Genomic DNA, 25,112 nt, shown 5'->3' with positions numbered 1-25,112 from the left:
TTTTATAATGCAATAAGTGCTTCAGACGGAGTTATTTTTGCTGCTTTTGCTGCTGGTAGACTTGATGAGATTATGGCAATTAAGCCAACAGCAATAACAACCAGGACACTTTCCAGGAAACTGAATGTTATTTTTCCAGCTTCAATGTGCAGAATATCAAGTATTTTGAAACTTAAAAAATATCCGCTTGTATAACCAACCAGACCTGACATTATACCTATTAAGAGAGCCTCGGTAATAAAAATTATAAATATATTTGACTTGGAATATCCCACCGCTCTTAATATGCCGATCTCTTTTTTCCTTTCTGTAACGGAAGAGAGCATAAATATAGCAAGCATAAAGCATGCAATAAAAATAATTACTCCACTTAAAATAGCAGCGAGTTTTTCAACAAAGTGTACTGCGGACATTCTTTGTTTTACAAGTTTCTGGACGGCATTGATTTCTGAATCTGGAATGGCGACTTTAATTTGATTGACTATGTCTTCAATAGGACACCCTGCACAAAGCGCTGATACTTCGACAAAGTTAATTTTATTGGTTTCACCTGTGAGGTTTTGCAATTGGTGCAGGTTAGCAAAAATAAGATTATCCTCTTCAGAACCGGTACTTTCAATTACACCTGAGATTGTAAAATTGCTGTCATAAAGCTGTATTTTATCACCCATATTTTTATTAAGTTTTTTGGCAATATTTGAACCTATAATTACTTCATCTCCCCTTTCAATCATTTTTCCTGAAATATTCCAGTAGCTTTTTATTTTTATCTCTTCTTGTGGGACGATACCAACTACGCCTACCAATTTATCTTCTAATTTAGCTGCTTTTACTAGTTTTGGAGCTACAGCACTTATGTTTTTATTAAACTCAATGTTTCTTATTTTTTCTACAACATCAGTTTCAGGAAGGTATTTAACCTCGTAAGACAAATTTCCAAGCTGTACCCCGCCGTAAGAAATATTTATCTCATCCGTTTTCGGGTACACAAGTATGTTCGCACCAAATTTATTCATCTTTTCTTCCAGAGCTTCTGAAACTGTGGAAGAGACTTTGTTAAGTGCGACAGAAGAAGTAATGCCTATTGCAAATACGAATATTAAAATAGCTGTTTTAAAAAACTTTACCTTCAGGTTTTTAAACGGAATCGTAAAAATATTCATATTTTTACCCTAAAAATAGAATGAGCCTTTTTTAATGTCGGCAACTTGTATTTCAAGAAAGCTACCATTTACACTTCTGTTTAATGGTGCTGGATTGCAACCACCTTTTTGCACATTTATCTTTGATTCGTGAAATCTTTGCCCGCAATTATTACAAATTACAAAATCACCTTCCTGACGATACCCTTTTTTTTCCGGATAGCATACGTCGCAAGCATCAAAAGCTGCTCTTATGGTCCTGTCATTGCTTTGCAATACAAAAAATTTAACAGGTTTGCCATTGTTATCATATTCATAGTAGTGAATATTACCGTCACTTACTTTGGAAACGGGTATTTTAACGATTCCATTTTCCGCTTTTACTTTTTCATATTTGCCACTCTGGCAACCTGCAAGAAAAATTAAAGCAATTAGTCCTAAAAAAAGTTTTTTCATAAACTCACCTCACGATTTTTTTTAATATTAAGCAATCTCTTTGCCAAAATTATAAATCGTTGGTGTATTGATATTTATTTGAAATTGATTCTAAATATTGTAGAATATTCTGCAAAGGTATTGGAGAATATTCTACAAAAGTATAGTTGTTTGTTTTATATTGTGAATTTAATTATTTTAATTATAATATCTTCATGAAGTGGTTGCCGAGGTTTATATTTTTTTTGAGTGTATTCTTGATTGCAGTAAATGGGTTTTCATCGGAAAATAGTTTGCACCAAAAATACGATATTTTGCTCAAAAGATATGTCAATAGTGGATTGGTAGATTATAAAAGTTTGAAAAAAGATAGATACTTGCTTGATGAATATCTAAAAACGCTCTCTAATGTTGATTTGAATACATACAATAAATGGGACAACCACGCAAAACTTGCCTTTTTGATTAACTTTTACAATGCTGCAACCTTACAGTTAATCATTGATAATTACCCGGTGGAATCGATAAAGGATATCGGTAATATTTTTAGCGGTCCATGGGATAAAAAGGTTGTCAAACTGTTTGGTAATAAAATTTCTCTTGATAACCTTGAGCACGATATTATTCGAAAAGAGTTTAATGAACCACGAATTCATTTTGCCCTTGTATGTGCTGCAAAAGGGTGTCCCCCGCTTCGCTTCGAAGCCTATACAGGGGAGAAGCTTGATGCACAGCTTACTGAGCAAGTACAAGAATATTTACAGTCAAACTATGGAATGGTGGTGGACTATGAAAAAAATACGGTATTTTTGTCCTCAATATTTAAATGGTACAGTGAAGATTTTAACTCGATAGATGATTTTATTAAAAAATATTCTTTAATAGATATAAAAAATTTTAATAAAAAATGGATAAAGTATGACTGGAGCTTAAATGAGAAGTAAGGACGGTTTGTTTTGGAGGTAAGATGCAGGAAATTTTAAATGAGAAACATCGCTTAAAAGACTATAGCTGGAATTTTACTGAAAATGGGGAGATGAGGGCATACGTAAAACCGGCTAAGTTAAAAGAGCTCTGGTTTCACACGGGAACAATTTGTAATTTGAGGTGTCCATTTTGCTTTGAAGGCTCATCACCCAACAACAACAGGATAGAGCAGCTGACACTTTCTGATATTAAACCTTTTATAGAGGAAGCGTTGGAGATAGGTGTAGAAAGGTTTTCTTTTACCGGTGGTGAACCTTTTGTAAATAAAGAGTTTATTAAGATACTTGACTATGCGCTTAATTTCAAGGATTGTCTGGTTTTGACAAATGCTACTGAACCACTACTTAAAAATTTAGACAAGATTAAATCTTTTGTCAACAAACCTTATAAATTAACTTTTAGAATAAGCCTTGATTCTTATGACGAGGCACTGCACGATAAAAATAGGGGGGCTGATAAATTCAGGCTTTCTCTTGAATTATTGAAAAAATTGCATGAAATTGGCTTTAACGTATCAGTTGCCTGTCAGTCTGCAGCAAATGAATCTACTTCGCATATAAATGAAAACTTTGTGAAACTTTTTAATCAGTCAGGACTACTTGAAACAATGGAAATTGTATCTTTTGTGGATTTAAAGCGACCAAATGCTGAAGTAAAAGTACCTGAAATAACAAAAGCCCAGCTTTATTCCACCAAAAGTGATGAAGAGATAGAAAATTTAATGTGTAGTTACAGCAAAATGGTTTTGAAAAAAGATGGTAAAGTAAGTGTCTATGCATGCACTTTGGTAGATGATGACGAACAATATGATTTGGGCAGCACACTTAAAGAGGCAATGCAGGCAAAAGTATCTCTTAAGCATCATAGATGTTTTATATGCTATTCTGATGGGGTGTTGTGTAGTCAATTAAGCAGTAAAATAGCCAAAAAGCAAAGAGAGGAAGGTATGATTACGAAAGAAGCAGCTGTGAATAAAGATGATATAAAAGAGTACTATGGTAAGGTTTTAAAGACAAAATATGATTTAAAAACATCAGCTTGTTGCTCTACCGAGTCGGTTCCTGACTATGTAAAAAGTATACTTTTGGATATTGAAGAGGAGATTTTGGATAAATTTTATGGGTGTGGCTCTCCGATTCCTCTGGCAGTAGAAGGTTGCACAGTAATTGACCTTGGTTGTGGCACAGGAAGAGACGCATATATTCTTTCTAAACTTGTGGGCGAAAATGGCAGAGTAATCGGCATTGATATGACTGATGAGCAGCTTGATGTGGCTAAAAAATATATAGATGTAATGACTGAAAAATTTGGTTTTAAAAAACCTAATATCGAGTTTAAAAAAGGTTATATTGAAGAGCTTGATAAATTAGGTATAGAGGATAATTCAGTAGATATAGTGATATCAAATTGTGTGGTAAACCTTTCCTTTGATAAATCAAAACTTCTAAAAGAAATTTTTAGGGTTTTAAAACCAGGCGGTGAACTCTATTTCTCTGATGTGTTTGCGTCAAGAAGAATCCCTGAAGAATTAAAAACAGACCCTGTGCTTATAGGAGAATGTATAGCTGGAGCTTTTTATATTGAAGATTTCAGAAGAGCTGTAACAAAGCTTGGCTATCCTGACGTAAGAGTTGTTTCATCGAGAGAGATAGAAATAACAAATCAAGAAATAAAGCAAAAGGTAGGATTGGCAAAACTTTATTCCCAAACAGTAAGGGTATTTAAAATAGATGATTTAGAAGATAAATGTGAAGATTATGGGCAGGTTGCCACTTATCTCGGCACAATAACAGAAGAGCCTAATTCTTTTATTTTAGATGACCATCATATATTTGAAAAAGGCAAACCAATGCTAGTATGTGGCAATACAGCATCAATGCTATCTCAAACAAGATACGCAAAACATTTTAAAGTGTTTGGTGACCGTTCAATCCATTATGGGCTATTTGATTGTGGTGATGATAAACAAAATAATGATGAACCGAAAAATGCCTGTGGTTGTTAAATGAAAAAATATCTAAAGCTACTGCTTGCCACACTGATTATTTTATTGCTTGTTTTTGCCGGTAAATATTATGGGCTTTCAGAAAAGTTTGGTGATTTTAGAGAGTGGGTTGCCTCAAAAGGAGCTTTAGGACCTATTATTTTTATGGGAGTTTATGCCTTAGCAACAGTGATGGCAATCCCGGGTTCTGCGTTGACCATAATGGCAGGAGCGATTTTTGGCTCGATTGTAGGGGTTGTGACGGTTATATTTGGAGCAACCATTGGCGCATCGCTGTGCTTTCTGATTTCAAGATATTTTGCAAGGGATTTTGTAGTATCACTTTTGTCAAAAAGTGAAAAGTTTAAAAAATTAGATGATATGACTGAGAAAAATGGAGCAATAATTGTAGCTATTACAAGGCTTGTTCCGCTTTTCCCTTTTAATCTCCTTAACTATGGTTTCGGACTTACAAAAGTACCTTTTATGACGTACGTCTTTTGGTCTTTTATATGTATGCTGCCCGGGACAGTCCTTTATGTAGTTGGGACGGATGCTGTAACTACTGCAATCAGGGAAGGTAAAATCCCCTGGGTGCTTGTAGCTGTGGTATTACTGATATTTGCAATCCTATTTTTGCTTGTCAAAAAAGCAAAGAGTAAAATTAAGGAATAAATATGAGCAGCCTTAATCTATCACCAAAAGATATTTATAATGAAAAACTTTTGAGCAATGTTCATCCAAAAGACTGGGTGAATCCTGAACCTGAGCCAATTTATAATCTTGTTGTTTTGGGTGCTGGTACTGCGGGGCTTATAAGTGCGATAATAACTGCCTCATTGGGCGGGAAAGTGGCTCTTGTGGAAAAAGATTTGATGGGCGGCGATTGTCTGAATGTTGGCTGTGTCCCTTCAAAAAGTATTATTAAATCAGCAAGGGTGGCACATATAATAAAAAATGCCGAAAAGTATGGTTTTGAAAACCATACTTTCTCAAGTTTAGATTTTGAAAAAATAATGGAAAGGATGAGAAAGATAAGGGCAGACATAAGCCATAACGATTCTGTAAAAAGGTATTCTGAGCTTGGCGTAAATGTATTTTTAGGAAAAGGGCACTTTGTCGGAGATAATTCAATTGAAGTTGATGGAAAGATTTTAAAATTTAAAAAAGCCGTTATCGCCACAGGGGCAAGAGCTGTAGCTCCAAATATACCGGGGTTAAAAGAAAGTGGGTATCTGACAAACGAAAATATTTTTAATCTTCAAAAACTTCCCGGACATCTTCTTGTAATTGGTGGAGGCCCTATCGGATGTGAGCTTGCTCAATCTTTTAAAAGATTTGGAGCAAAAGTGACAATTGTTCAACATTCAAGAATTTTACCAAGAGAGGATATTGAAGCAGCATCAATAATAGAAGATGTTTTAAAAAATGATGGCGTTGAGATTTTAACTAACTCAAAAGTAGCTGAAGTAAAACTATTAGAAAACGGTAAAAAGTTAGTCACTGTTCAAACTGTAGATGGAAGTAGCTCAAAAAATATTGAAATTGATGAAATCCTTGCTGCTGCGGGGAGAGCTCCAAATGTGGAAGGGCTGAATCTTGATATGGTTAATGTGGATTATGATTTAAGGGAAGGGGTTAAGGTTAACGATTATTTACAAACTACAAATAAAAATATTTATGCTGCAGGGGATTGTTGTATGAAATGGAAATTTACTCATGCGGCAGATGCAGCAGCTCAGATTGTGATACAAAATGCCCTTTTTAAAGGGAGAAAACGTTTAAGCTCTCTTGTTATGCCCTGGTGCACTTATACTGACCCTGAAGTTGCTCATGTGGGAATGTATAAAGAAGAGGCTGTAAGTCAAGGGATTGAGGTTGAGCATTTCAAATTTGATATGAATGAAAATGACAGGGCTCAGGCTGACGGAGAAACAATAGGTTTTGTTAAGGTAATGGTCAAAAAAGGGACTGACAAAATTTTAGGGGCAACTATTGTTGCAGCACATGCAGGTGAAATGATTAATGAATTTACTATCGCAATTGTTAATAATATCGGACTTGGAAAGCTTGCAAATGTAATACACCCTTATCCTACTCAGAGTGAAGCTATAAAACGTGTGTCAGGTCTATATAATAAAAGTAGACTTACACCAAGAGTTGCAAAGATTTTAAAATGGTGGTTTAAGTTTCAAAGAAGATGACTTTATTTGCTGAACAAAATGACTCACTTATTATAATTTTTACCCGATATCCTGTCCCCGGCAAGGCAAAAACTCGTCTAATTCCTAAAATTGGCGCTATTAATGCTGCAAATCTGCAAAAGATGATGACTGAATTTGTAGTTTCTCAGGTTAAAAAAACCAAAATCCCTTTTAAAATTAAATATTTTGGCGGTACAAAAGCTGATATGGAAAATTGGCTTGGGAGTAGTATTGAATATTCTGAGCAAGTTGATAATGATTTAGGGGAGAAAATGAAAAATGCCTTTGAAGAAGGCTTTAAAAGTGGATTTAGCAAGATTGTTATAATCGGAAGTGATTGCCCTGATTTGAGAGCTGATTTAATTTTAAAAGCATTTCAATCTCTTGAAAAAAATAACTGCGTGATTGGACCTGCCAAAGATGGTGGTTATTATTTAATTGGTTTAAATAAGCCTAATCCAAAGCTTTTTGAAAACATAGACTGGGGGAGTGAAAAAGTATTAAATCAGACTATTAGTAAGATTAAAGATTATAAATTACTCAAAGAATTAAATGATGTTGATGAATTTGAGGATATCCCTAAAAAAATTTCCGTTATTATTCCCACTTTAAACGAAGAAGATAACATTGAAAAAGTTATTCAACAAACTAATGAAGGCTTTAATGTAGAGACAATTGTAGTCGATGGGGGAAGTAGTGATAATACTGTAAAAAAAGCACTTGATTTAGGGGTGATTGTAGTTAAATCTAAGCCCGGAAGAGCATTACAGATGAATAAAGGAGTAAAAATTTCAACTGGTGAAATCTTGCTATTTTTGCATTCAGATTCAGTTTTACCGGATAATTGGGATGTTTGTATAAGGGAAACTATTGTGAAGAAGCAAGTATTGCTTGGTTTTTTTAAATTTAAAATATCGGAAGATTTTACGGGGAAAAAGATTATTGAGTTTGGAACAAATATCAGAGCTAATCTGTTTAAAAAACCATATGGAGATCAAGGGTTTTTCATCAGAAAGAATGACTTTTTTAAGTTGGGCTCTTTCCCTGATGTTCCAATCATGGAGGATTTGTTTTTTGTTAAAAAGGCTAAAAGTTGTGGAAAAATAGCCTGCACTGATGAATATCTGCAAACCTCTGGTAGAAGATGGAAAAAGTATGGAGCTTTGAAAACTACATATTTAAATCAATGCGTACTTTTGTCCGCCTTTTTAGGCTATGACCTTAACCGTATAAAAGATGCATATTTATCCGGGAAAAATCCTCTTTTTCCCATAAGGTAAGATTCCTAAAATAGAAAAATGTTTTAAGTTGGGGGAAATAAAAATATGGACATTGAAATAATTTTGTGTTATACGAATTGTATACAGTATACCGTTTTCAGTTGGTAATAAAGGTGTTTGCAGGTTTAAGTTTAAGAGTTAGTTAGAGTTTTTGTGTTTAATAAAAGTCTATAGATAGCGGAGTGTTATATGGCTAAAGTTTTCTTTGGAGTTTTTAAGGACAAAGTAATAGATAACAGAGGTAAACCTCATGAGGAGTGGACCGAAGCTCCCATAAAGATTGACGAAAATTTTAATGGCAAAAAGCTCGATGTCTTTGTTAACTGGGATGGTTTTTTAGTTTTTGAAGAAGGTGCGGACGTACTACAGGCACTTGCAAACTACATGTACAGAATCAGTGATTACGGCTGTTGCGGTAGATGTTTCCCCGGTCGTATGGGTACACGTCTTGTGGCTGAAGGGCTCGAAAAGATTATAAGAGGGGATGAAGACGCAAGTTTTGATGATGTATATGATATGGCGGTTTCTATCAACGAATCTGCTAAATGTACAGTTGCTCCTACAGCTGTAATTCCTGTTATGAGATATATTGAGCATTTTAAAGATTTAAAAAATCCATCTAATAAAGATAAAGAAATAGAATATGTGAAGCATTTGACCGCTCCTTGTACAGCAGGCTGTCCTGCTAACGTAAAAATCCCTGAATTTATTGAAGCTATAAAAGATGCAAGATACTTAGAAGCTCTTGCAATAATCAGGACAACAATGCCGCTTCCGGGTGTTTGTGGGAGGGTTTGCCCTCATCCTTGCGAGGCAAATTGTAGAAGAGGGCTTGTTGATGAGCCTGTAAGTATTATGGTATTAAAACGAACACCTTGGGATTATGAGTATTATCACCACAAAAAACCTGAAATTCCAATTTATAGAGAGCCTACAGATAAAAAGGTTGCAATTGTAGGTGCCGGGCCAGCCGGCCTTACGGCTGCTTACTACTTGGCACAGCTTGGTCATAAAGTTAAAATATATGAGATGCTACCTGAGCCAGGTGGCATGGTAGCTGTGGGAATTCCTGATTATAGGGAGCCAAGATTTTTACTAAGAAGGGAGGTTGAAATTATTCAATCCCTCGGTGTAGAGATACAGTATAATACAAAGCTTGGTAGAGATATATTCCTTGATGACCTCAAAAAAGATTACGATAGTGTTTTAATTGCCATTGGAGCGTTTAAAAGCAGAGATATGGGTGTTGAAGGTGAAAAGGACGGCTACGAAGGTGTCCTTGAAAGTGGTATAGATTTTCTCCAAAAGTTTTCACTTGGTGAAGAGATAAAGATTGGAAATAGAGTTGTCGTGGTCGGTGGCGGTAACACTGCTATTGACTGTGTCAGGACGGCAATAAGATTAGGTTCTACTGATGTTAATCTTGTTTACAGGCGTTCTCGTGCTGAGATGCCTGCAGAGGATTACGAAGTAGCGGATGCAGAGGAAGAAGGAGTTAAATTTCACTTCTTGATTAACCCTGTTAAAATAATTGCAAAAGATGGGAAAGTCGTGGGGCTTGAGTGTATTAAGATGCAACTTGGTGAGCCTGATGAGTCAGGTCGTAGGAAACCTGAACCTGTCCCTGGGTCAAACTTTGTAATTGAGTGTGATACAGTAATTCCTGCTATTGGACAATTTCCGGATTTAAGCTTCCTGAAAGAGGAAGATGGTATAAAGGTTACTAAATGGAATACGATTAGTGTAAAAGAGGATTTATATATGACCGATGTTCCGGGCGTATTTTCCGCCGGAGACTGTGAATGGGGTCCAAACACAGTAGTTAAGGCGATAGGTGCAGGAAGATGGGCTGCAATTATGATGGATAGGTATATGATGGAAGGGGATGTATATCTTACTGATAAAGAGAAATTAGAGTTAACCCTTTATAAAAATAAAGTATTTGATAAAAAAGAGATAGTTTGTGAACCACATACTATACACAGAGTACATCAGGCCAAGCTGTCGCCTGAGGAAAGGATAAAGCATTTTGAAGAGATTGAAAAACCTTATACAGAGCAGCAGGCTTATCTTGAAGCAACGCGTTGTTTACGGTGTGTTAGAATGGCAATGGTTGGATTAGAAAATTAAAGTTGGGGTATAGATATGGGGCAGATATATATTAACGATAAAGCTTACGATTTTAGAGAAGGGGAAACAATCTTAGATGTTGCCAGAAGGAATGAAATAGATATTCCCGTGATGTGCTATCTTGAACATATCACACCTACAGGTGCTTGCAGACTTTGTCTTATTGAGATTGAAGGGGTCGGCAAACCTGTGGCTGCCTGTGTTACATATGCACTTGATGGGATGAAGGTTAAAACCGATACGGAAAAAGTCGTAAAAAATAGAAAAAAAATGATGGAATTTGTCCTTATGAAGCACCCGCTTGATTGTCCTGTTTGTGACAAGGCCGGAGAATGTATGTTGCAAGATACGGCATACGGGTTTGGGATAAAAGAGGAAACATTTAAAACAGAAAAACCAAACAAACCTAAATTTGACTGGGAAATGATTATCCATGATGCAAATCTTTGTGTACTTTGTGAAAGGTGCGTAAAGCTGTGTCACGAGGTAGCAGGTTGCAGTGCTCTTGAAATCCAGGAGAGGGGTTTTGAGAATATTATAAATACAAAAGACGGCGCAAATCTCAGTTGTGATTTTTGCGGGATTTGCGTCGATTATTGCCCTGTGGGAGCACTTCTTGATAAGCCTTATAAACATAGCGTCAGATCATGGGATTTGGATAAGGCACAAAGTGTGTGTACCATGTGTCCTGTAGGATGTAAGGTTGAATATGGTCTTCATCAAGGTGAGATTTATAGAGCTACTTCAGCAAACAATGGGTTTATATGCTCGTTGGGAAGATATGCATTTAAATATACCGATAATTCTGAAAGGGTTACAAACACCTTGAAAAGAGTTAACAATAATCTTGAGACGGCTGATTTTAATGAGTCTGTAAAGGCAGTTGCTGAAAAGCTTGATAAGGTAAAAGAGTATTACGGTGAAGGCTCTGTGGCATTTTTAGTCGGCAGTAGTCTTTCTACTGAAGATATTGTGGCTACTAAACTTTTGGCGGATAAAATTGCTGATGGTAAAGTTACCACAGACATTATGCTTGAGTATGGTGCATACTTCAGTGAGTATTTCAAAAAATTCAATACTTATAGTAATATTGGTAAACTTGAAAATTTAAGAGATTCTGAACTTACATTTGTTATTGGCGCTGACTTAAAGAGAGAATCGTTAGGTGTAAAATGGGATATCATGAATGCTGTCACCAAAAATGATGGCAAGCTTGTTACCATCACTTTGACTGAATGTGAATATGAATATATGGCTGATGCAACGTTAAAGGCAGATTACGGTGATTTTGCAGGCGTATTTGAAAAGATAAAGAGCAATAATGACAGGCTGTATGCAGATATCAGAGATTATATAAAAAATGCTAAAAAGATTTCGTTTATTGTTGGTAACGAGTATATTCAGGCTGAAAAACAAATTAAGTCTGTATTTGCATTTCTTGACTATGCAGGCGGTAAAGATAAACTCTATAACTTTATAACTACAAGTGATAAATCAAACTTTATTACTGCTTTAAATGTAATAGGTGACAGTTATTCTTCTGCATCTTTCCTTGATGAACTTGGAAAAGGGAAAATTAAGGCGCTTGTGACAGTTGGTTTTGATACGTTTAATGTAGGTAAGCTATACAAAACAATACAGAAAAATGCTGTTAATCTTGAGTTTTTAGTGAGTCTTGGCATGTTTACTGATAACCTTTCGAGAAATGCAGACTTTTTCTTTCCTTTAAAGAGCTATCTTGAGCAGGAAGCAACTTTTGTAACAATAGATAACAGGTTGATAAAGTCTGAAAAGATAATTGATGCACCTGATGGTGCTTATTCGGCTTATGAGATTTTAAGTGAGATTGGTGCTGCAGAGGGTGTAACATTACCAAAAAGTGCGGATGAGATTTTTGATAACCTTGTTTCAGGTAAATTCGGATTCCCTGAAATAAAATATAGAGAAATAGACGGTTGCCTTTATAATGTGGTACAAAGCGGATATTCGCAGACTGAGTTTAGTTATAAAGAGTTTCCTAAAGGGACTGTGGAACTTATTGTTAATGAAAGGTATCACAACGGGCTTCTTACAGGAAAAGCCGCACTTGAAAAGAAAGATGGTGAGGCATACAGAAAGTATTATTTTGATGTAAAAGGTGAGATTATAAGCGGTGATGATGCTTGCTTTGATGGTAAATGCACTCTAAATAGTTCTGTGGCAAAAGGTGTAGTCCTTATTCCAAAGAATTAATTCTTAAAATATTCAAATAAAAAAGCCCCTTTTTCAGGGGCTTTAATTTTTTGTACGTAAAGATGTTTTAAAAACAGTTATCTGATATGGCAAATAAAAGTATAGAGGGTAGTGATAGTAAAGTTAGGTTCAACGTTCAATGTTCAACGTTAGTACTTTGTGCTAAACGATAAAAATTACAAGATAAGAACAGAAAAAAACATTTAAATTTATAGAGAGTTTAATAAAAAATCGCTGTGATTTTTCGTGCCTTATGCGGTTTAAAAAAAGGCATGCTTTTTCTGTGTTCGTTTTTAAATCAAAATAATTGTGCAACGGACTTTTAAATTATAAAATATTATCTTCCTTTAATACCTTTAAAAATTCGTCGAGGATGTGTTCGGATTTTACTTTTTTTAATATTTTACCCTTTTTAAAAATAAGACCAACCCCTTTACCACCGGCAATACCGTAGTCTGCGCCCCTTGCTTCTCCGGGACCATTTACAGGGCAACCCATTACGGCGATAGTAATGTTATCTTTTATGTGCTTAAGCTTTTTTTCAACTTCGACAGCGAGCTCTTCCAGATTTATCTCGGTACGTCCGCATGTGGGGCAGGATATAAATTCCGGGCCATTATTTCTTAAGTTTAATGATTTAAGTATTTCATAGGCGACCTCAACCTCTTTTATCGGGTCACCGGTCAGGCTGACTCTTAGGGTATCCCCTATCCCTTCAGATAAAAGTGTACCTATACCTATTGCCGATTTGATTGCACCTGCAAAAGTTGTCCCGGCCTCTGTAACGCCAATGTGAAGGGGGTAACTTGTCAGTTTTGAAAAGGCTCTGTAAGAGTCAATAGTTAAAGGGACACTGCTTGCTTTTAGGGAAACCTTAAAGTTAGTAAAACCGATACTTTCAAGAAATTCAACACTTCTTAATGCTGAAACTACGATAGACTTAACAGAAATACCGTAAGATTTTAGCAAATCTTTTTCAAGAGAGCCTGAATTTACACCTATTCTCAAAGAAACATTGTAATCTTTGGCAACTTCAGCAACTTTTCTTAACTTTTCAAATCCACCAATATTGCCCGGATTAATCCTTACACAATCTGCTCCATTAATAATGGAATTTATGGCAAGTTTATAGTCAAAATGTATATCGGCAATTAGTGGTATATTAATGTTTTTCCTTATATCTTTTAGTTTGCTACTGGCTTCTTCATCCGGCACGGCTACCCTTATAATTTCACAGCCTGCATCCTCAAGAAGTTTTATCTGACTTACCGTACTCAAAACATCTCTTGTGTCTGTATTAGTCATGGACTGGACAACAATGGGGGAATCCCCCCCGATTTTAACATTCCCCACGTTTATGGTTTTGGTATATCTTCTTGTCATAGTGTTTATATTGAGCTTAATATGTCATCAGCTGCCACAAGCCCTGATGCTGAAGCCTGGATAATACCTCTGGTTATCCCCGCGCCATCGCCAACACAGTAGAGATTTTTCAGGTTTATTGATTTTAGGTTGTTGTCAACCTTTATCCTAAGAGAATAGAATTTTACTTCTACTCCGTAAAGAAGTGTATTAGGGTCAGCCATCCCCGGCATAACCTTATCAAGTTGTAGTATGGTTTCCTTTATATCTGTAAGGTATCTGTAAGGTAAAACAAAAGATAAGTCTCCCGGCATTGCAGTTTTAAGTGTCGGGACTACAAAGTTTTTGCGGATTCTACTTTCTGTAGACCTTCTGCCTCGTAACAAATCCCCAAACCTTTGAACTATTATCGAGCCGCCACTTAGCATATTTGCCAGATATGCAATATTCTGACCATATTTTACAGGTTCTCTGAAAGGTTCTGTAAATTTTGTTGAAACAAGAAGCGCAAAATTGGTATTTTCGCTTTTTTTGTTTTTATAGCTGTGCCCATTTACTGTAATCAGGTTGTTTTGATTCTTTTCCTGTGCAATAAAACCGCCGGGGTTTACACAAAAAGTCCTGACTTCATCTTCAAACTCAGACGTATAATACTTTATTTTAAATTCATACAGTTGTTCCGTAAAATTGTCAGAAACAGACTTTGGTATTTCAACCCTCACGCCTATATCTACAGGGTTGATATCCGATTCTATATCGTATTTAATCGCCATTTCTTGCATCCATTGATTCCCGCTTCTGCCAACAGCAATTATAATCCTGTCGTAGTATCTTTTTTCCCCTGACTCTGTTATAAGCCCCTTAGCTTCACCATTTTCGACTATTAAATCTGCAACACCTGTGCTGCAATACATTTTTATATTCTCTGAATTTTCAAATTTATCATAGATATTAAAAATTGACTTTAAGCAGTTATCAGTACCTAAATGACGGATTTTTGCTGCATAAAGTCTCATGCTGTGCCTCGAGCAGAGATATTCCAAATCTTTTATTTTTTCATAATCAGATTTTGTGTCAATTTCAGAGACGCCGCTAACATCAACCCATATTTTGTCAGCCCTATCAATAAGATTTTTTAGCTCACTCTCAGGCATGAAATCTGATAACCATCCTCCAAACTCGGTAGTTAAGGTAAGTTTACCGTCTGAGTATGCTCCGGCACCACCAAATCCTGACATAATTTCCTTTCTGGTACGAGTTTTTATATCTGCCCCTTTTTCATAAAGGTCGACTTGTACCCCTTTTTTGTTCATAAGTTCGTAGGCAGCAAACATCCCTGCGCTACCAGCACCAATTATAGCTACTTTCATATCAATTACCTCATAAATAAATTATTTCAGCTGAGAAAGCTTTATTTTCAATGGTCAGTATAGCATAACTGTTTTTATCAGTCCATCTGTTATTTGTAGGGCTTCCGGGGTTTAAAAGATACTGCTTTCTAAATTTTCCGTAAAACGGCTTGTGGGTGTGACCGTAAATAATCAAATCTGTATTTTCAAATTCATATAAAAGTCGATTCTCAAGTCCAAATGGTGAGCCGTCACCATGAATAACTCCTACTGTTGTACCGTTGAAGTTAAGCTCCCTCTTTTTAGGAAGTAAATCGGGGAGATAGGGGTCAGTATTCCCTTTTACCGGGTATATGAGAGGATTTATTAGGGTTAATTCTTTAATCAGGGTATAACCTACTATATCTCCTGCATGTATAACAGCATCTGATAAGGCTATGTCGTCTAAAAGTTTTTTAGGTATATTTTTTATCGAATCAGTATGTGTATCTGAAATTACGGTTATTTTCATTATTTTTAATTTGCACAAAATAATCTATTTCGCAACTTATTTTTTAAATAAACTTGAATGACAGTAAGAATAATGTATACTTTTAATATGGGTGGTTTTGATTTGAAAGTATTAGAAAACAAATTTGATGAAGTGTTAAACTACAATATTCCGCTTGAAGAAAAACTGAATAAGCTTTTGTCAATTTGCGACAATATCATTCGTGAAAATCACAATGAGTTTAACCTCAAAGAGATTGACTGCAAGGCAGGTTGTGGACACTGTTGTATATTGAATATTGCAACTCTTGAGCCTGAAATTAAAAATATTATTGATTATGTAAATAAACACTTTGATAAAAACAAAAGGGTAGAGCTTAAAGCAAAGATACAGGAAAATTACATAATGGTTGTTGGTCTGGATGATGATGAGAGGATTTCAATCAGGAGAAAGTGTGTATTTTTGGATGAAAATGCAAGTTGCAGTATTTACCCGGTAAGACCTATACTTTGCCGCTCGGTTACATCTATAAGTGCTGAAAGCTGCAAAGAAGTTATAGCAGCCGCTTCGTTTGGGGAAAATGTTCCAATCATATCTAACCTATATGTTAAAGATATTTATATTACCCTTTTTAATGCTATTTATGAATTTCTCGGTGAGAATGATGTCGAAGTTAAAAGTAAAAAATTAACTGTATGGCTAAAAAAATATATTGATAACATTGAAGATTAGTAAGAATCTAATCGAAATTCTCTTTAATTTTGCTAAAAAAGAATCAAGTGAATTTCCAAAAAAATATTGACTGCAACTGATATATCAGATATCTTTAAATATAGTATTATAAAGGTGTTTTATGAGTGTGTTGAACCTACTTTCTGTTCGGGAACAGGTGTATGAATATTTAAAATCGATGATAAACAGTGGAGAGCTAAAGAGCGGTGACACAATAAACCTGAATGCCCTGGCAGATAAATTTAATATAAGTAAAACACCACTGCGGGATGCTCTTCTTCAACTTGAGGTGGATGGATTTGTCAATATTTTGCCAAGAAAAGGGATAATTGTCTCCAAACTAACTTTGGAAGATATAAAGTGGTATTACGAAGTTATAGCCTCAGCAGAAAGCTATATTCTTGAAAAATACGGTAATAAAATGACAGGTGATCACTTAGATGCCATGGAAAAATATAATAATAGCATGAAAGATGCTCTGAAGAATGATAATTTTGATGAATATTACAAAAACAATCTCAATTTTCATAATACTTATATAAATCTAACGGAAAATAAAACTATGCTAAAGACGATAAGGGTAGCTAAAGAGAGATTGTACGATTTCCCTCGCAAGAAGGAGTTTGTAAAGGATTGGGAGCTTGATTCTGTTGTAGAGCATGATGAACTAATAAATTTACTGGAACAAAAGGAATTTGCCCTTGCTGCAAAATTTATAAAAAATGTTCATTGGTCATTTGAATATCAGCTTAAATATATTTTAAAATATTATACGGAAACAGAATGAAAGGGTTAATTTTTGATATAAAAAGATACAGTATTCACGACGGGCCGGGGATAAGGACGACAGTCTTTTTGAAAGGGTGCCCTTTGAAGTGCCTATGGTGTCACAATCCAGAAAGCCAAAGTCCAAAACCCCAGTTCTTTTATTACAGGGATAAATGTATCGGTTGTAAATTATGTGCTTCTTCTTGTAGCACAAACGGTTTAATTTTCAGAAACAACAGGATTGTACGAAGCAGTTGCAAATATTGCTTGAAGTGTGAAGAAGTTTGTCCATCCTTGAGTATAAAATCGGTTGGAAAATATTACACAGTACCTGATTTGGTAAAAATTATAAAAAAAGATATTGATTTTTACGACAGCAACGGAGGAGTCACTTTTAGTGGCGGCGAACCTTTAATGCAGTATGATTTTTTGATAGAAGCTATGAAAACTCTTAAAGAGAAAAATATAAATATTGCAATTGATACAAGCGGGTATGCTGCAAGTGAAAGGATTTTACATGTGTCTGAATTTGCTGATATATTTCTTTACGATATAAAATATTTTGAGAATGAAGGGCATAAAAAACTCACTGGTGTTGAAAATGGTCTGATTTTGCAAAATTTGCAGCTTTTGTCTAAGACTGGAGTAAAAATAATAGTCAGAGTCCCGATTATCCCGACACTTACCGACAATGAAGATAATCTGAGATCTATTAGGGAATTTGTTGAATCGCTCAAGGGGGATATAATATTAGAGCCGGTCTTTTATCACGATACAATGATAGGAAAATATGAGCTTTGTGAAATGGAATATTCTCTAAATAATTTAGCTAAGCCTGACAAATATTATAAAAAAGAGAAATCAAGTATATTGGGAGTGAGTTATGAAGAAGCAAGCTGAATGCAAAGTGATAAGCTTTAGACAGGATTATTATGAGCGTGGAATGAATGAAAGGGTCAAGAGGCTCAGAAAATTTAGCCTTGAAGCGGAAGAAACCTTTTCATTCGAAAGAGCAAAACTTTTGACCGACTTTTACAAATCGGTTGAAGGGAAGAAAATTGGCATAGCTACCAAAAGGGGGATGGCGTTAAAATATATTTTAGAAAATAAAGCTATTTATATCGGGGAGGATGAGCTGATTGTCGGCGAAAGGGGCGAATTTCCAAAAGCTACTCCAAGCTACCCTGAAATTTCTCTACATTCTTTGGGTGATTTACAAATTTTAAATTCAAGAGAGAAACTCCCTTACAAAGTAAGTGATGAGGCATTTAAAATTTATGAAGAGGAGATAATCCCTTATTGGGAAGGCAAAACTATTAGAGAAGAGATTTTTGAAAAGGTTAGTGAAGAATGGAAAAGAGCTTATAAAGCTGGAATCTTTACTGAGTTTATGGAGCAAAGGGCACCGGGGCATACTGTAGCAGATGGGAAGATTTATGATAAAGGGCTGAGAGATTTTATAAATGACATTGAAGACAGTATTTCATCTCTTGATAAGTCAGATGAAGAGTACAATGAAAAGTTGGACGAGCTTACAGGGATGAAAATTGCATGCGAAGGGGTCATTAATTATGCAAAAAGACATGCAAAGAAAGCTCGAGAGATGTCGCTTCAAGAAAAAGACCCGATAAGAAAACAAGAATTGCTTAAAATTGCTGAGATTTGCGAATATGTCCCTGAAAATGCCCCACGAAATTTTTATGAGGCCTTGCAGCACTATTGGTTTATCCATCTTGGTGTCATAACTGAATTAAACGGATGGGACGCATTCAGTCCTGGCAGACTTGATTTAAATCTATACCCTTTATACAAAAAAGACATCGAGAGTGGTGTATTTACAAAAGAGGAGATAAAAGAGCTGCTTGAATGCTTTTGGGTAAAATTTAACAATCATCCTGCACCACCAAAGGTAGGTGTTACCGCGGAGGAGAGCAGCACTTATACAGATTTTGCCCAGATAAATTTTGGTGGAGTGGATAAAGATGGGCAGGATGCTGTAAATGATTTGAGCTTTTTGCTGCTTGATGTAGTGGAGGAAATGCGGATAGTCCAACCCAATGCAAGTGTGCATATTAGCAAAAAAAATCCTGACAGCTTTTTGAAAAGGGCACTTGAAGTTGTTCGCACCGGATTTGGGCAACCGGCAATATTTAATGCTGATGCGGTGATTCAGGAGCTTTTAAGACAGGGGAAAGATATTGTGGATGCGAGACTCTCAGGGACGAGCGGATGTGTGGAGTCAGGAGCATTTGGAAAGGAAAACTATACACTTACCGGTTATTTTAATTTGGTAAAAGTACTTGAAATAACAATGAATAACGGCGTTGACCCGTTGACTGGAGAAAGGCTTGGCCTTGAAACAGGTTATTTTGATGACTTTGAAAATTTTGATGAGCTGATGAATGCTTTTGAAAAACAGCTTAAATATTTTTTGGATATAAAATTACAAGGTAATCTCGCAATAGAGGAAATTTACGCCAAAAAGATGCCTGCGCCATTTTTGTCAGTTTTGATAGATGACTGCATAAAAAATGCAAAAGATTATAACGCTGGTGGGGCAAAATATAACAGCTCATATATTCAGGGGGTGGGAATCGGTACAATAACTGACATTTTGTCGGCACTTAAAGATGTCGTTTTTGAGAAGAAGATTATACCAAAAAGTAAGGTAATCGAAATCTTGAGAAACAATTTTGAAGGTTATGAAGTCCAGAGGCTCATTCTTAAAAACAAAACAAAAAAATATGGGAATGATGAGCCACTTGCAGATGAGATTATGAAACACGTGTTTGAAGTGTTTTATCGTCTTGTCGATGGCAAACCTAATTATAAAGGGGGGCAGTTCAGAATTAATATGCTTCCGACAACAGTACATGTTTACTTTGGCTCTGTAGTGGGAGCTACATTTGACGGCAGAAAGGCTTTTGAGCCACTTTCTGAAGGGATATCACCTGTTCAGGGTTCAGATGTCAATGGTCCAACAGCAGTTATTAAATCTGCTTCCAAAATGGACCATTTAAAAACCGGCGGGACACTTTTGAATATGAAAGTAACCCCTTCTTTAATAAAAGATGAAAAAGGCTTATCCGCAATGATGCAGCTTGTTAGAACATATTTTATGTTTGATGGGCATCACATTCAGTTTAATGTCATAGATGCCAAGACTCTTAAAAAAGCAAAAGAAAAGCCTGAAAACTACAGAGATTTGATAGTAAGAGTAGCAGGATACAGCGATTATTTTTGCAATCTTAACGACAAATTGAAAAATGAAATAATTGAAAGAACGGAACATGAGTCATTTGTATAATTGAGCAAATGTTTAAAATTGTGTCAATACTTTTAAAAGCATAGGGAGGCAAATAAAATTTGTAATAGACATAATTAGCTTAAAATTTAAAAAAGCTTGTGTTATAATTTTTGCATGAGCAGAATGGTTATATTTTGGCTTTTTCTTTTTTTTCTTGGATTTGTACTTATAAATTATCCTTTTATTTCAATTTTTGATAAAAAAATATTTGTTTTTGGCTATCCACTTTTATATATTTATTTTTTTGCAGGCTGGCTTGTATCTATAATTGTCGTATATATATTTTCAAGGAAGATAGATGATGAGTAATAATTTTGAGGTTGTTTTTTTTATTACTCTTTTGTATCTGTTTTTACTATATATAGTCGGATATATTTCTGAAAAATTGTATATAAAAAATAGTAAATATATTTGTAACCCTTACGTATACTCACTTACATTGGCCGTCTACTGCACAACATGGACATACTACGGCTCAGTTGGGAGAGCCGTATCAAATGGGATAGAGTTTCTGGCAATTTACATTGGACCTACGCTTATTATATTTACCTGGTGGTTTTTTCTAAGAAAACTTGTCAGAATTGCGGAAAATCACAGTATTACATCCTTGGCGGATTTTATAAGTTTTAGATATGGAAAGTCCAAAAGACTTGGAATACTTGTGACACTGCTTTGTTTAATAGGTGTAATTCCATATATTTCTCTTCAACTTAAAGCGATAAATGAAACAATTTTTCTTATTGCCTACAATACCCCCTACCTTGGGACCAAGACATTATTAGTTAAGGATACTGCTTTTTATGTATCGATAATTATAGGTATATTTGGTGCTCTTTTTGGGACAAGACATTTTGGCGACCATAGAAAACACCCTTCCCTTGTCGGGGTAATAGCATTTGAATCGATAATAAAGCTTATTGTGTTTCTTATTGCGGGTATTTTTATAACCTATTTTATGTACGATGGTTTCAGGGATATTTTGAGCCAGGTTGTTAACTCTCAAAGCCCTTTTATAAAAGGGAAGCTTGATACAGTTTTCAAAATAGGTGGCAGCAATGTTTCAAGCAGCGAGTGGCTTGCGCTGATTGTAATGAGTATGTTTGCCGTAATGTTTTTGCCAAGGCAGTTTCATATGGCGGTTATCGAAAATACGGATGAAAAGCACATAATAAAATCTATGTATTTGTTTCCATTATATCTTTTCGTAATAAACATTTTTGTAATACCCATCGCATTTGCCGGACTGATTAAGTTTGAGGGGGGAGGCAATCCGGATTATTATTCAATGGGACTTCTTATCGAAAATGGAAATTATCTGTTAGCAATTCTCGTATATCTTGGCGGACTTTCAGCAGCCACAGGAATGATTATCGTTACTTCTGTGAGTCTTGCCAATATGTTTATAAATAACTTTATTCTTACATTTATCGTAAGGTATGTTATCAAAATCAATTTGGGTATGATTATTCCTCACCTAAAGAGGGCAGCAACCCTTTTTGTAGTAATGGTAGGGTACTATTATTTTGTAAAAGTTGGCAGCTCATTTTCGCTTGTAAATCTTGGCCTTACATCGTTTGCTGCTGTGTCTCAATTTGCTCCGGCCATAATTTTTGGAATTTTTTGGAGGGATGCAAATGAGAAAGGGGCATTGGCGGGGATATCTTTGGGTTTTTTATTCTGGTTTTATACACTTATAGTTCCATACATGGCAAAGTCAGGGGTGATAGACTATAACATAATACTGAATGGCCTTTTTGGAGTTAAAATTTTACGGCCAACAGCCCTATTTGGACTTGACACTCTTGATATCTGGAGTCACAGCTTATTCTGGAGTCTTGCTTTTAATATTGCAGGTATTGTGCTTGTGTCATCTCTGAGCGAAAAAAGTGTTGTCGAATCTGAAACTGCTTCCCTTTGTGTGGATTCATTTTCTTTTGGCTATATTGCCAGAAAGCGTTCGGTAATAGAAGGTTTAACTGTTGATGATATTGAAAGTATATTGAATAACTTTTTTGGTAAAAAGACCTCTCAGGAAAAGATTACAGCTTATCTTCAGACAATCAATAAAAACAGGGGAAACTTAAATATGACCGAAGTGACCACGCTGAGGGATAAGGCGGAAGAGATGCTTTCTTCTGCAGTAGGGCCAGGAGCTGCCAAATTGATATTTGAATCTTATGCACAAATAAAGGGTAAAGGTGAGACAAAAGTAATAGATGTATTTAAGGATTTACTTTCCTATGGAGTGGGAGAATCGAAAGAGACACTTGTGAAAAGAATCTCTGAACTAAATGTAATACTTGATATTTCGAGAATTTTCTCGAGTGTAAATACATTGGAGACGAAACTTTTTAAGGCACTTGAGATAATTAAGGACACATTCCATTTTGACCTTGTGATATTGAGAAGAAAAATAGGGGAAGTATTGGCAGTATATTCTTATGCTGGCGAGCTTAATTCAAGCCTTCTTACAAGTTACAGGTTAATTGACCCTAAAAGGTCATATATCGGAAAAGCTGCCGTCCAAAAAATACCTCTTGCTGTCAATGATATAAATCAGATTGAACTTAATGAATTTTCCATAGATTTAAAAAAACATGGTGTTATATCTTTTGCCCATATCCCTCTTATTATAAATGAAGAAGTGCATGGAATTATAACATGTTATAGCAAGCTTTTTAAAAATTTATTCAGCAAGGAGATGATAAGTCTTTTGCAGAGTATCGCCAATCAAATGGCTTACATGATTAATAATCACTATCAGACTGAAGAGATTATCAAGATGAGAGAGGTTGCAAAAGAGCTTGAGATTGCCAAGCAAATTCAAAAATCGTTATTGCCGGAAAAATACCCTGAAGTTTATGGTGTCCAGATGCTTGGTGTATGTTACCCTTCTGAATTTGTAGGTGGTGATTATTATGATTTTTATCAAATAAGAGAAGGTGTTTTTGATGTGGTTATTGCAGATGTTTCAGGCCATAATGTGGCCTCAGCGCTCATTATGACTGAGCTTAGAAGTATAATAAAGTCGATAATAAATTTTCAAAAAAACATTACGCCAGCAAAAATTATGTCAATACTGAACAGAGAGATTTATGGAGACCTCACAAAGCTTGAGTTTATTATTACAATGATTTATATGCGGGTTAACATCAACAACGGGACAATTACCTTTTCCAATGCCGGTCATCATCCACCTATTGTTTTTCAGCAAGGAAAAGAGATTAAGGAGCTCATTTTTGGTGATCCTTTGCTGGGTCTTATGGAAGATATAAGCTATAAAGAAATGACATATACTTTGAAGGATAATGATGTTGTATTTATGTATACTGACGGGATAATTGAAACTGAAAACGATAAAAGGGAGTTTTACGGTATTAAGAGGCTTAAAGATACGCTCGTAAATTCTCGCGAGGAATCTCTTAATGGTCTTTTTAAACTAATTTTTGATGATGTAGTAAATTTTAGGGGGTCAAAAGTCCAAAATGATGACATTACCATGACAGCATTTAAAGTAAAATTTAAATAAAAATTTGTATAAGGAGGTCCAATGCCTATTATTACAATTGAAGGTCCAAAGGTGGAAGATATTCAGAAGAAAAGAGATTTTGTAAAAGAAATAACCAAAACCACCGCCAGCTATTTTAATATGCCAGAAGAGTCAATAATTATTCTTATCAGGGAAAATGAGCCGCAAAATGTAAGTGTAGGTGGCAGACTCATTATTGATAAAAACAGGAAATAAGCAAAAAAACGGGCATATTTAAAGCTTTTTGGCTAAAATATGTCCGTTGGACTTACATAACTTTAGTTACGGAATTATAATTAATTCAGATATTCGCCAAAGACCTTGTTTTTGCATTCCCCACATATTCCGTGGGTGAATGTAGGAATTACCCCCCTTTCAAACAAGTCAGTTTCGTAAACTACTTTATCAAGAGATTGAAATTTTGAATTGTAAAAAATTTTGTTGCACCAGGCACATATCTTTACAAATTCTCCGGTATCATGCCTTTTTTCCCATTCTTCTCTATTTTCAATATTTGCAACATTTCTTATGGATGATAGAATATAGTCTTCTATAAAATCAAACCTTATCTCTAACATTTTTAATTCGTTATTGGCGTAAGCTGTAAAAATAGTTTTGAAAGAATATTTTTTGTTTTTTACCTTGTTTATTATAAGTTCCAGTATGTTGGTTAAAAATTTATCAATTTTATAGCAAAAAAATTCACTTTCACTCAATAAATTAATTAAGTTGTGGCCAACCAGGCCATTTATTTTAATGTCAGAATCAGGGACAAAACTATCTAAGACAGTATGGTTATCAGGGTCCAACTTAAATACTTTGGGTTTAAGAAGATGCTAAAGACAGGCTTATTGCTTTTATCAACAAATGGAGCAAGCTTTATAGGTATTTTAACAACATAAGAGATAAAATAAATAATTACACTTACTTTTTTAAATTTCACCCTAAGGTAAGAAGTTATTTTAGAACGACTAATTGGCTTGAAAGGTGTTTTAAGGAGCTTAAGGATAATATTAGGGTCAGGGGCTATTTTCATTCTGAAGAGAGCGCCAATAAGTTTTTATATATATTTTTTAATGACAAGAGCTTGAAATATCAGCAAAAAAAATTAAGGTACTCAGATATTCTTGAGGAGGCATTTAATGGATAAAAATATTTCAAGGGGGATGGGTGACACAATT

Annotated in this window: 20 protein-coding genes and 1 pseudogene; 15 read left to right on the top strand and 6 right to left on the bottom strand. The window is 35.2% G+C overall.

The window, feature by feature from the left end; genetic code table 11:
- Positions 1–2 precede the first annotated feature (2 nt).
- A complete protein-coding gene (locus LF845_RS10345) occupies positions 3–1,163 on the bottom strand; it encodes an ABC transporter permease (RefSeq protein WP_242820942.1) in 1,161 nt (386 codons plus the stop codon).
- A 9-nt stretch (positions 1,164–1,172) separates the two neighbouring features.
- Complete coding sequence (locus LF845_RS10340; protein ID WP_242820941.1) at positions 1,173–1,598, bottom strand: DUF2318 domain-containing protein; 426 nt, start codon at positions 1,596–1,598, stop codon at positions 1,173–1,175.
- A gap of 224 nt (positions 1,599–1,822) precedes the next feature.
- On the opposite strand from LF845_RS10340, the gene LF845_RS10335 reads away from it, so the two are divergent.
- The 7 genes from LF845_RS10335 to LF845_RS10305 all read left to right on the top strand — a co-directional run bounded on the left by LF845_RS10335 (position 1,823) and on the right by LF845_RS10305 (position 12,394).
- Positions 1,823–2,521: a DUF547 domain-containing protein gene (locus tag LF845_RS10335; protein ID WP_242820940.1), complete on the top strand. Its 699-nt coding sequence runs from the start codon at positions 1,823–1,825 to the stop codon at positions 2,519–2,521.
- Positions 2,522–2,544: 23 nt separating this feature from the next.
- Positions 2,545–4,569, top strand: coding sequence for a methyltransferase domain-containing protein (locus LF845_RS10330; protein WP_242820939.1), 2,025 nt, complete (start codon positions 2,545–2,547; stop codon positions 4,567–4,569).
- Positions 4,570–5,223: a TVP38/TMEM64 family protein gene (locus tag LF845_RS10325; RefSeq protein WP_242820938.1), complete on the top strand. Its 654-nt coding sequence runs from the start codon at positions 4,570–4,572 to the stop codon at positions 5,221–5,223.
- Between the two features lie 2 nt (positions 5,224–5,225).
- Positions 5,226–6,752: a mercuric reductase gene (locus tag LF845_RS10320; RefSeq protein ID WP_242820937.1), complete on the top strand. Its 1,527-nt coding sequence runs from the start codon at positions 5,226–5,228 to the stop codon at positions 6,750–6,752.
- On the top strand, positions 6,749–8,032 hold the full coding sequence (locus LF845_RS10315; protein WP_242820936.1) for a TIGR04283 family arsenosugar biosynthesis glycosyltransferase: 1,284 nt from the start codon (positions 6,749–6,751) through the stop codon (positions 8,030–8,032). The genes LF845_RS10320 and LF845_RS10315 overlap by 4 nt, the downstream gene beginning before the upstream one ends.
- Positions 8,033–8,221: 189 nt before the next feature.
- The gene (locus LF845_RS10310) at positions 8,222–10,162 is read left to right on the top strand and encodes an FAD-dependent oxidoreductase (protein WP_242820935.1); all 1,941 of its coding nucleotides are present in this window, start codon (positions 8,222–8,224) and stop codon (positions 10,160–10,162) included.
- 15 nt (positions 10,163–10,177) lie between these two features.
- Positions 10,178–12,394 (top strand): molybdopterin-dependent oxidoreductase, encoded by a 2,217-nt coding sequence (locus LF845_RS10305; RefSeq protein ID WP_242820934.1) that lies wholly within the window; start codon positions 10,178–10,180, stop codon positions 12,392–12,394.
- A gap of 327 nt (positions 12,395–12,721) precedes the next feature.
- Here the strand turns inward: LF845_RS10305 and ispG are convergent, their stop codons facing one another.
- From ispG to LF845_RS10290, 3 genes are read right to left on the bottom strand one after another with little or no spacing between them, the layout of a single operon-like run.
- Positions 12,722–13,777 carry a flavodoxin-dependent (E)-4-hydroxy-3-methylbut-2-enyl-diphosphate synthase gene (ispG, locus tag LF845_RS10300; RefSeq protein ID WP_242820933.1) on the bottom strand — a complete coding sequence of 352 codons (1,056 nt, stop codon included), beginning with the start codon at positions 13,775–13,777 and terminating at the stop codon, positions 12,722–12,724.
- 5 nt (positions 13,778–13,782) lie between these two features.
- Complete coding sequence (locus tag LF845_RS10295) at positions 13,783–15,126, bottom strand: NAD(P)/FAD-dependent oxidoreductase (protein WP_242820932.1); 1,344 nt, start codon at positions 15,124–15,126, stop codon at positions 13,783–13,785.
- A 10-nt stretch (positions 15,127–15,136) separates the two neighbouring features.
- Entirely contained in the window at positions 15,137–15,616 is a 480-nt protein-coding gene (locus tag LF845_RS10290; RefSeq protein WP_242820931.1) for a metallophosphoesterase family protein, read from the bottom strand.
- A gap of 57 nt (positions 15,617–15,673) precedes the next feature.
- Between LF845_RS10290 and LF845_RS10285 the strand changes: the two genes are divergently transcribed.
- From LF845_RS10285 to dmpI, 7 genes are all read left to right on the top strand, one after another.
- Positions 15,674–16,327 (top strand): YkgJ family cysteine cluster protein, encoded by a 654-nt coding sequence (locus tag LF845_RS10285; protein WP_242820930.1) that lies wholly within the window; start codon positions 15,674–15,676, stop codon positions 16,325–16,327.
- Positions 16,328–16,448: 121 nt separating this feature from the next.
- Complete coding sequence (locus tag LF845_RS10280; protein WP_242820929.1) at positions 16,449–17,114, top strand: GntR family transcriptional regulator; 666 nt, start codon at positions 16,449–16,451, stop codon at positions 17,112–17,114.
- Positions 17,111–17,995: a glycyl-radical enzyme activating protein gene (locus LF845_RS10275; RefSeq protein ID WP_242820928.1), complete on the top strand. Its 885-nt coding sequence runs from the start codon at positions 17,111–17,113 to the stop codon at positions 17,993–17,995. Before LF845_RS10280 ends, LF845_RS10275 begins: the two co-directional genes overlap by 4 nt.
- Positions 17,996–18,038: 43 nt before the next feature.
- Complete coding sequence (gene hypD, locus LF845_RS10270) at positions 18,039–20,402, top strand: trans-4-hydroxy-L-proline dehydratase (RefSeq protein WP_423220582.1); 2,364 nt, start codon at positions 18,039–18,041, stop codon at positions 20,400–20,402.
- A gap of 114 nt (positions 20,403–20,516) precedes the next feature.
- A complete protein-coding gene (locus LF845_RS10265) occupies positions 20,517–20,711 on the top strand; it encodes a hypothetical protein (RefSeq protein WP_242820926.1) in 195 nt (64 codons plus the stop codon).
- Positions 20,704–23,931, top strand: a complete 3,228-nt coding sequence (locus LF845_RS10260; protein ID WP_242820925.1) for a SpoIIE family protein phosphatase — start codon at positions 20,704–20,706, stop codon at positions 23,929–23,931. The genes LF845_RS10265 and LF845_RS10260 overlap by 8 nt, the downstream gene beginning before the upstream one ends.
- A gap of 21 nt (positions 23,932–23,952) precedes the next feature.
- Positions 23,953–24,147: a 4-oxalocrotonate tautomerase DmpI gene (dmpI, locus tag LF845_RS10255; protein ID WP_242820924.1), complete on the top strand. Its 195-nt coding sequence runs from the start codon at positions 23,953–23,955 to the stop codon at positions 24,145–24,147.
- Between the two features lie 80 nt (positions 24,148–24,227).
- On the opposite strand, the gene LF845_RS10250 is transcribed toward dmpI, so the two are convergent.
- On the bottom strand, positions 24,228–24,740 hold the full coding sequence (locus LF845_RS10250; RefSeq protein ID WP_242820923.1) for a hypothetical protein: 513 nt from the start codon (positions 24,738–24,740) through the stop codon (positions 24,228–24,230).
- A 20-nt stretch (positions 24,741–24,760) separates the two neighbouring features.
- Between LF845_RS10250 and LF845_RS10245 the strand changes: the two are divergent.
- Positions 24,761–25,081 (top strand): annotated as a pseudogene (locus LF845_RS10245) (transposase); the annotation flags it as partial.
- Positions 25,082–25,112 lie beyond the last annotated feature (31 nt).

Source organism: Deferrivibrio essentukiensis (genome assembly GCF_020480685.1).
Lineage (GTDB): Bacteria > Chrysiogenota > Deferribacteres > Deferribacterales > Deferrivibrionaceae > Deferrivibrio > Deferrivibrio essentukiensis.
This window is presented reverse-complemented; position numbering and strand designations above follow the sequence as displayed.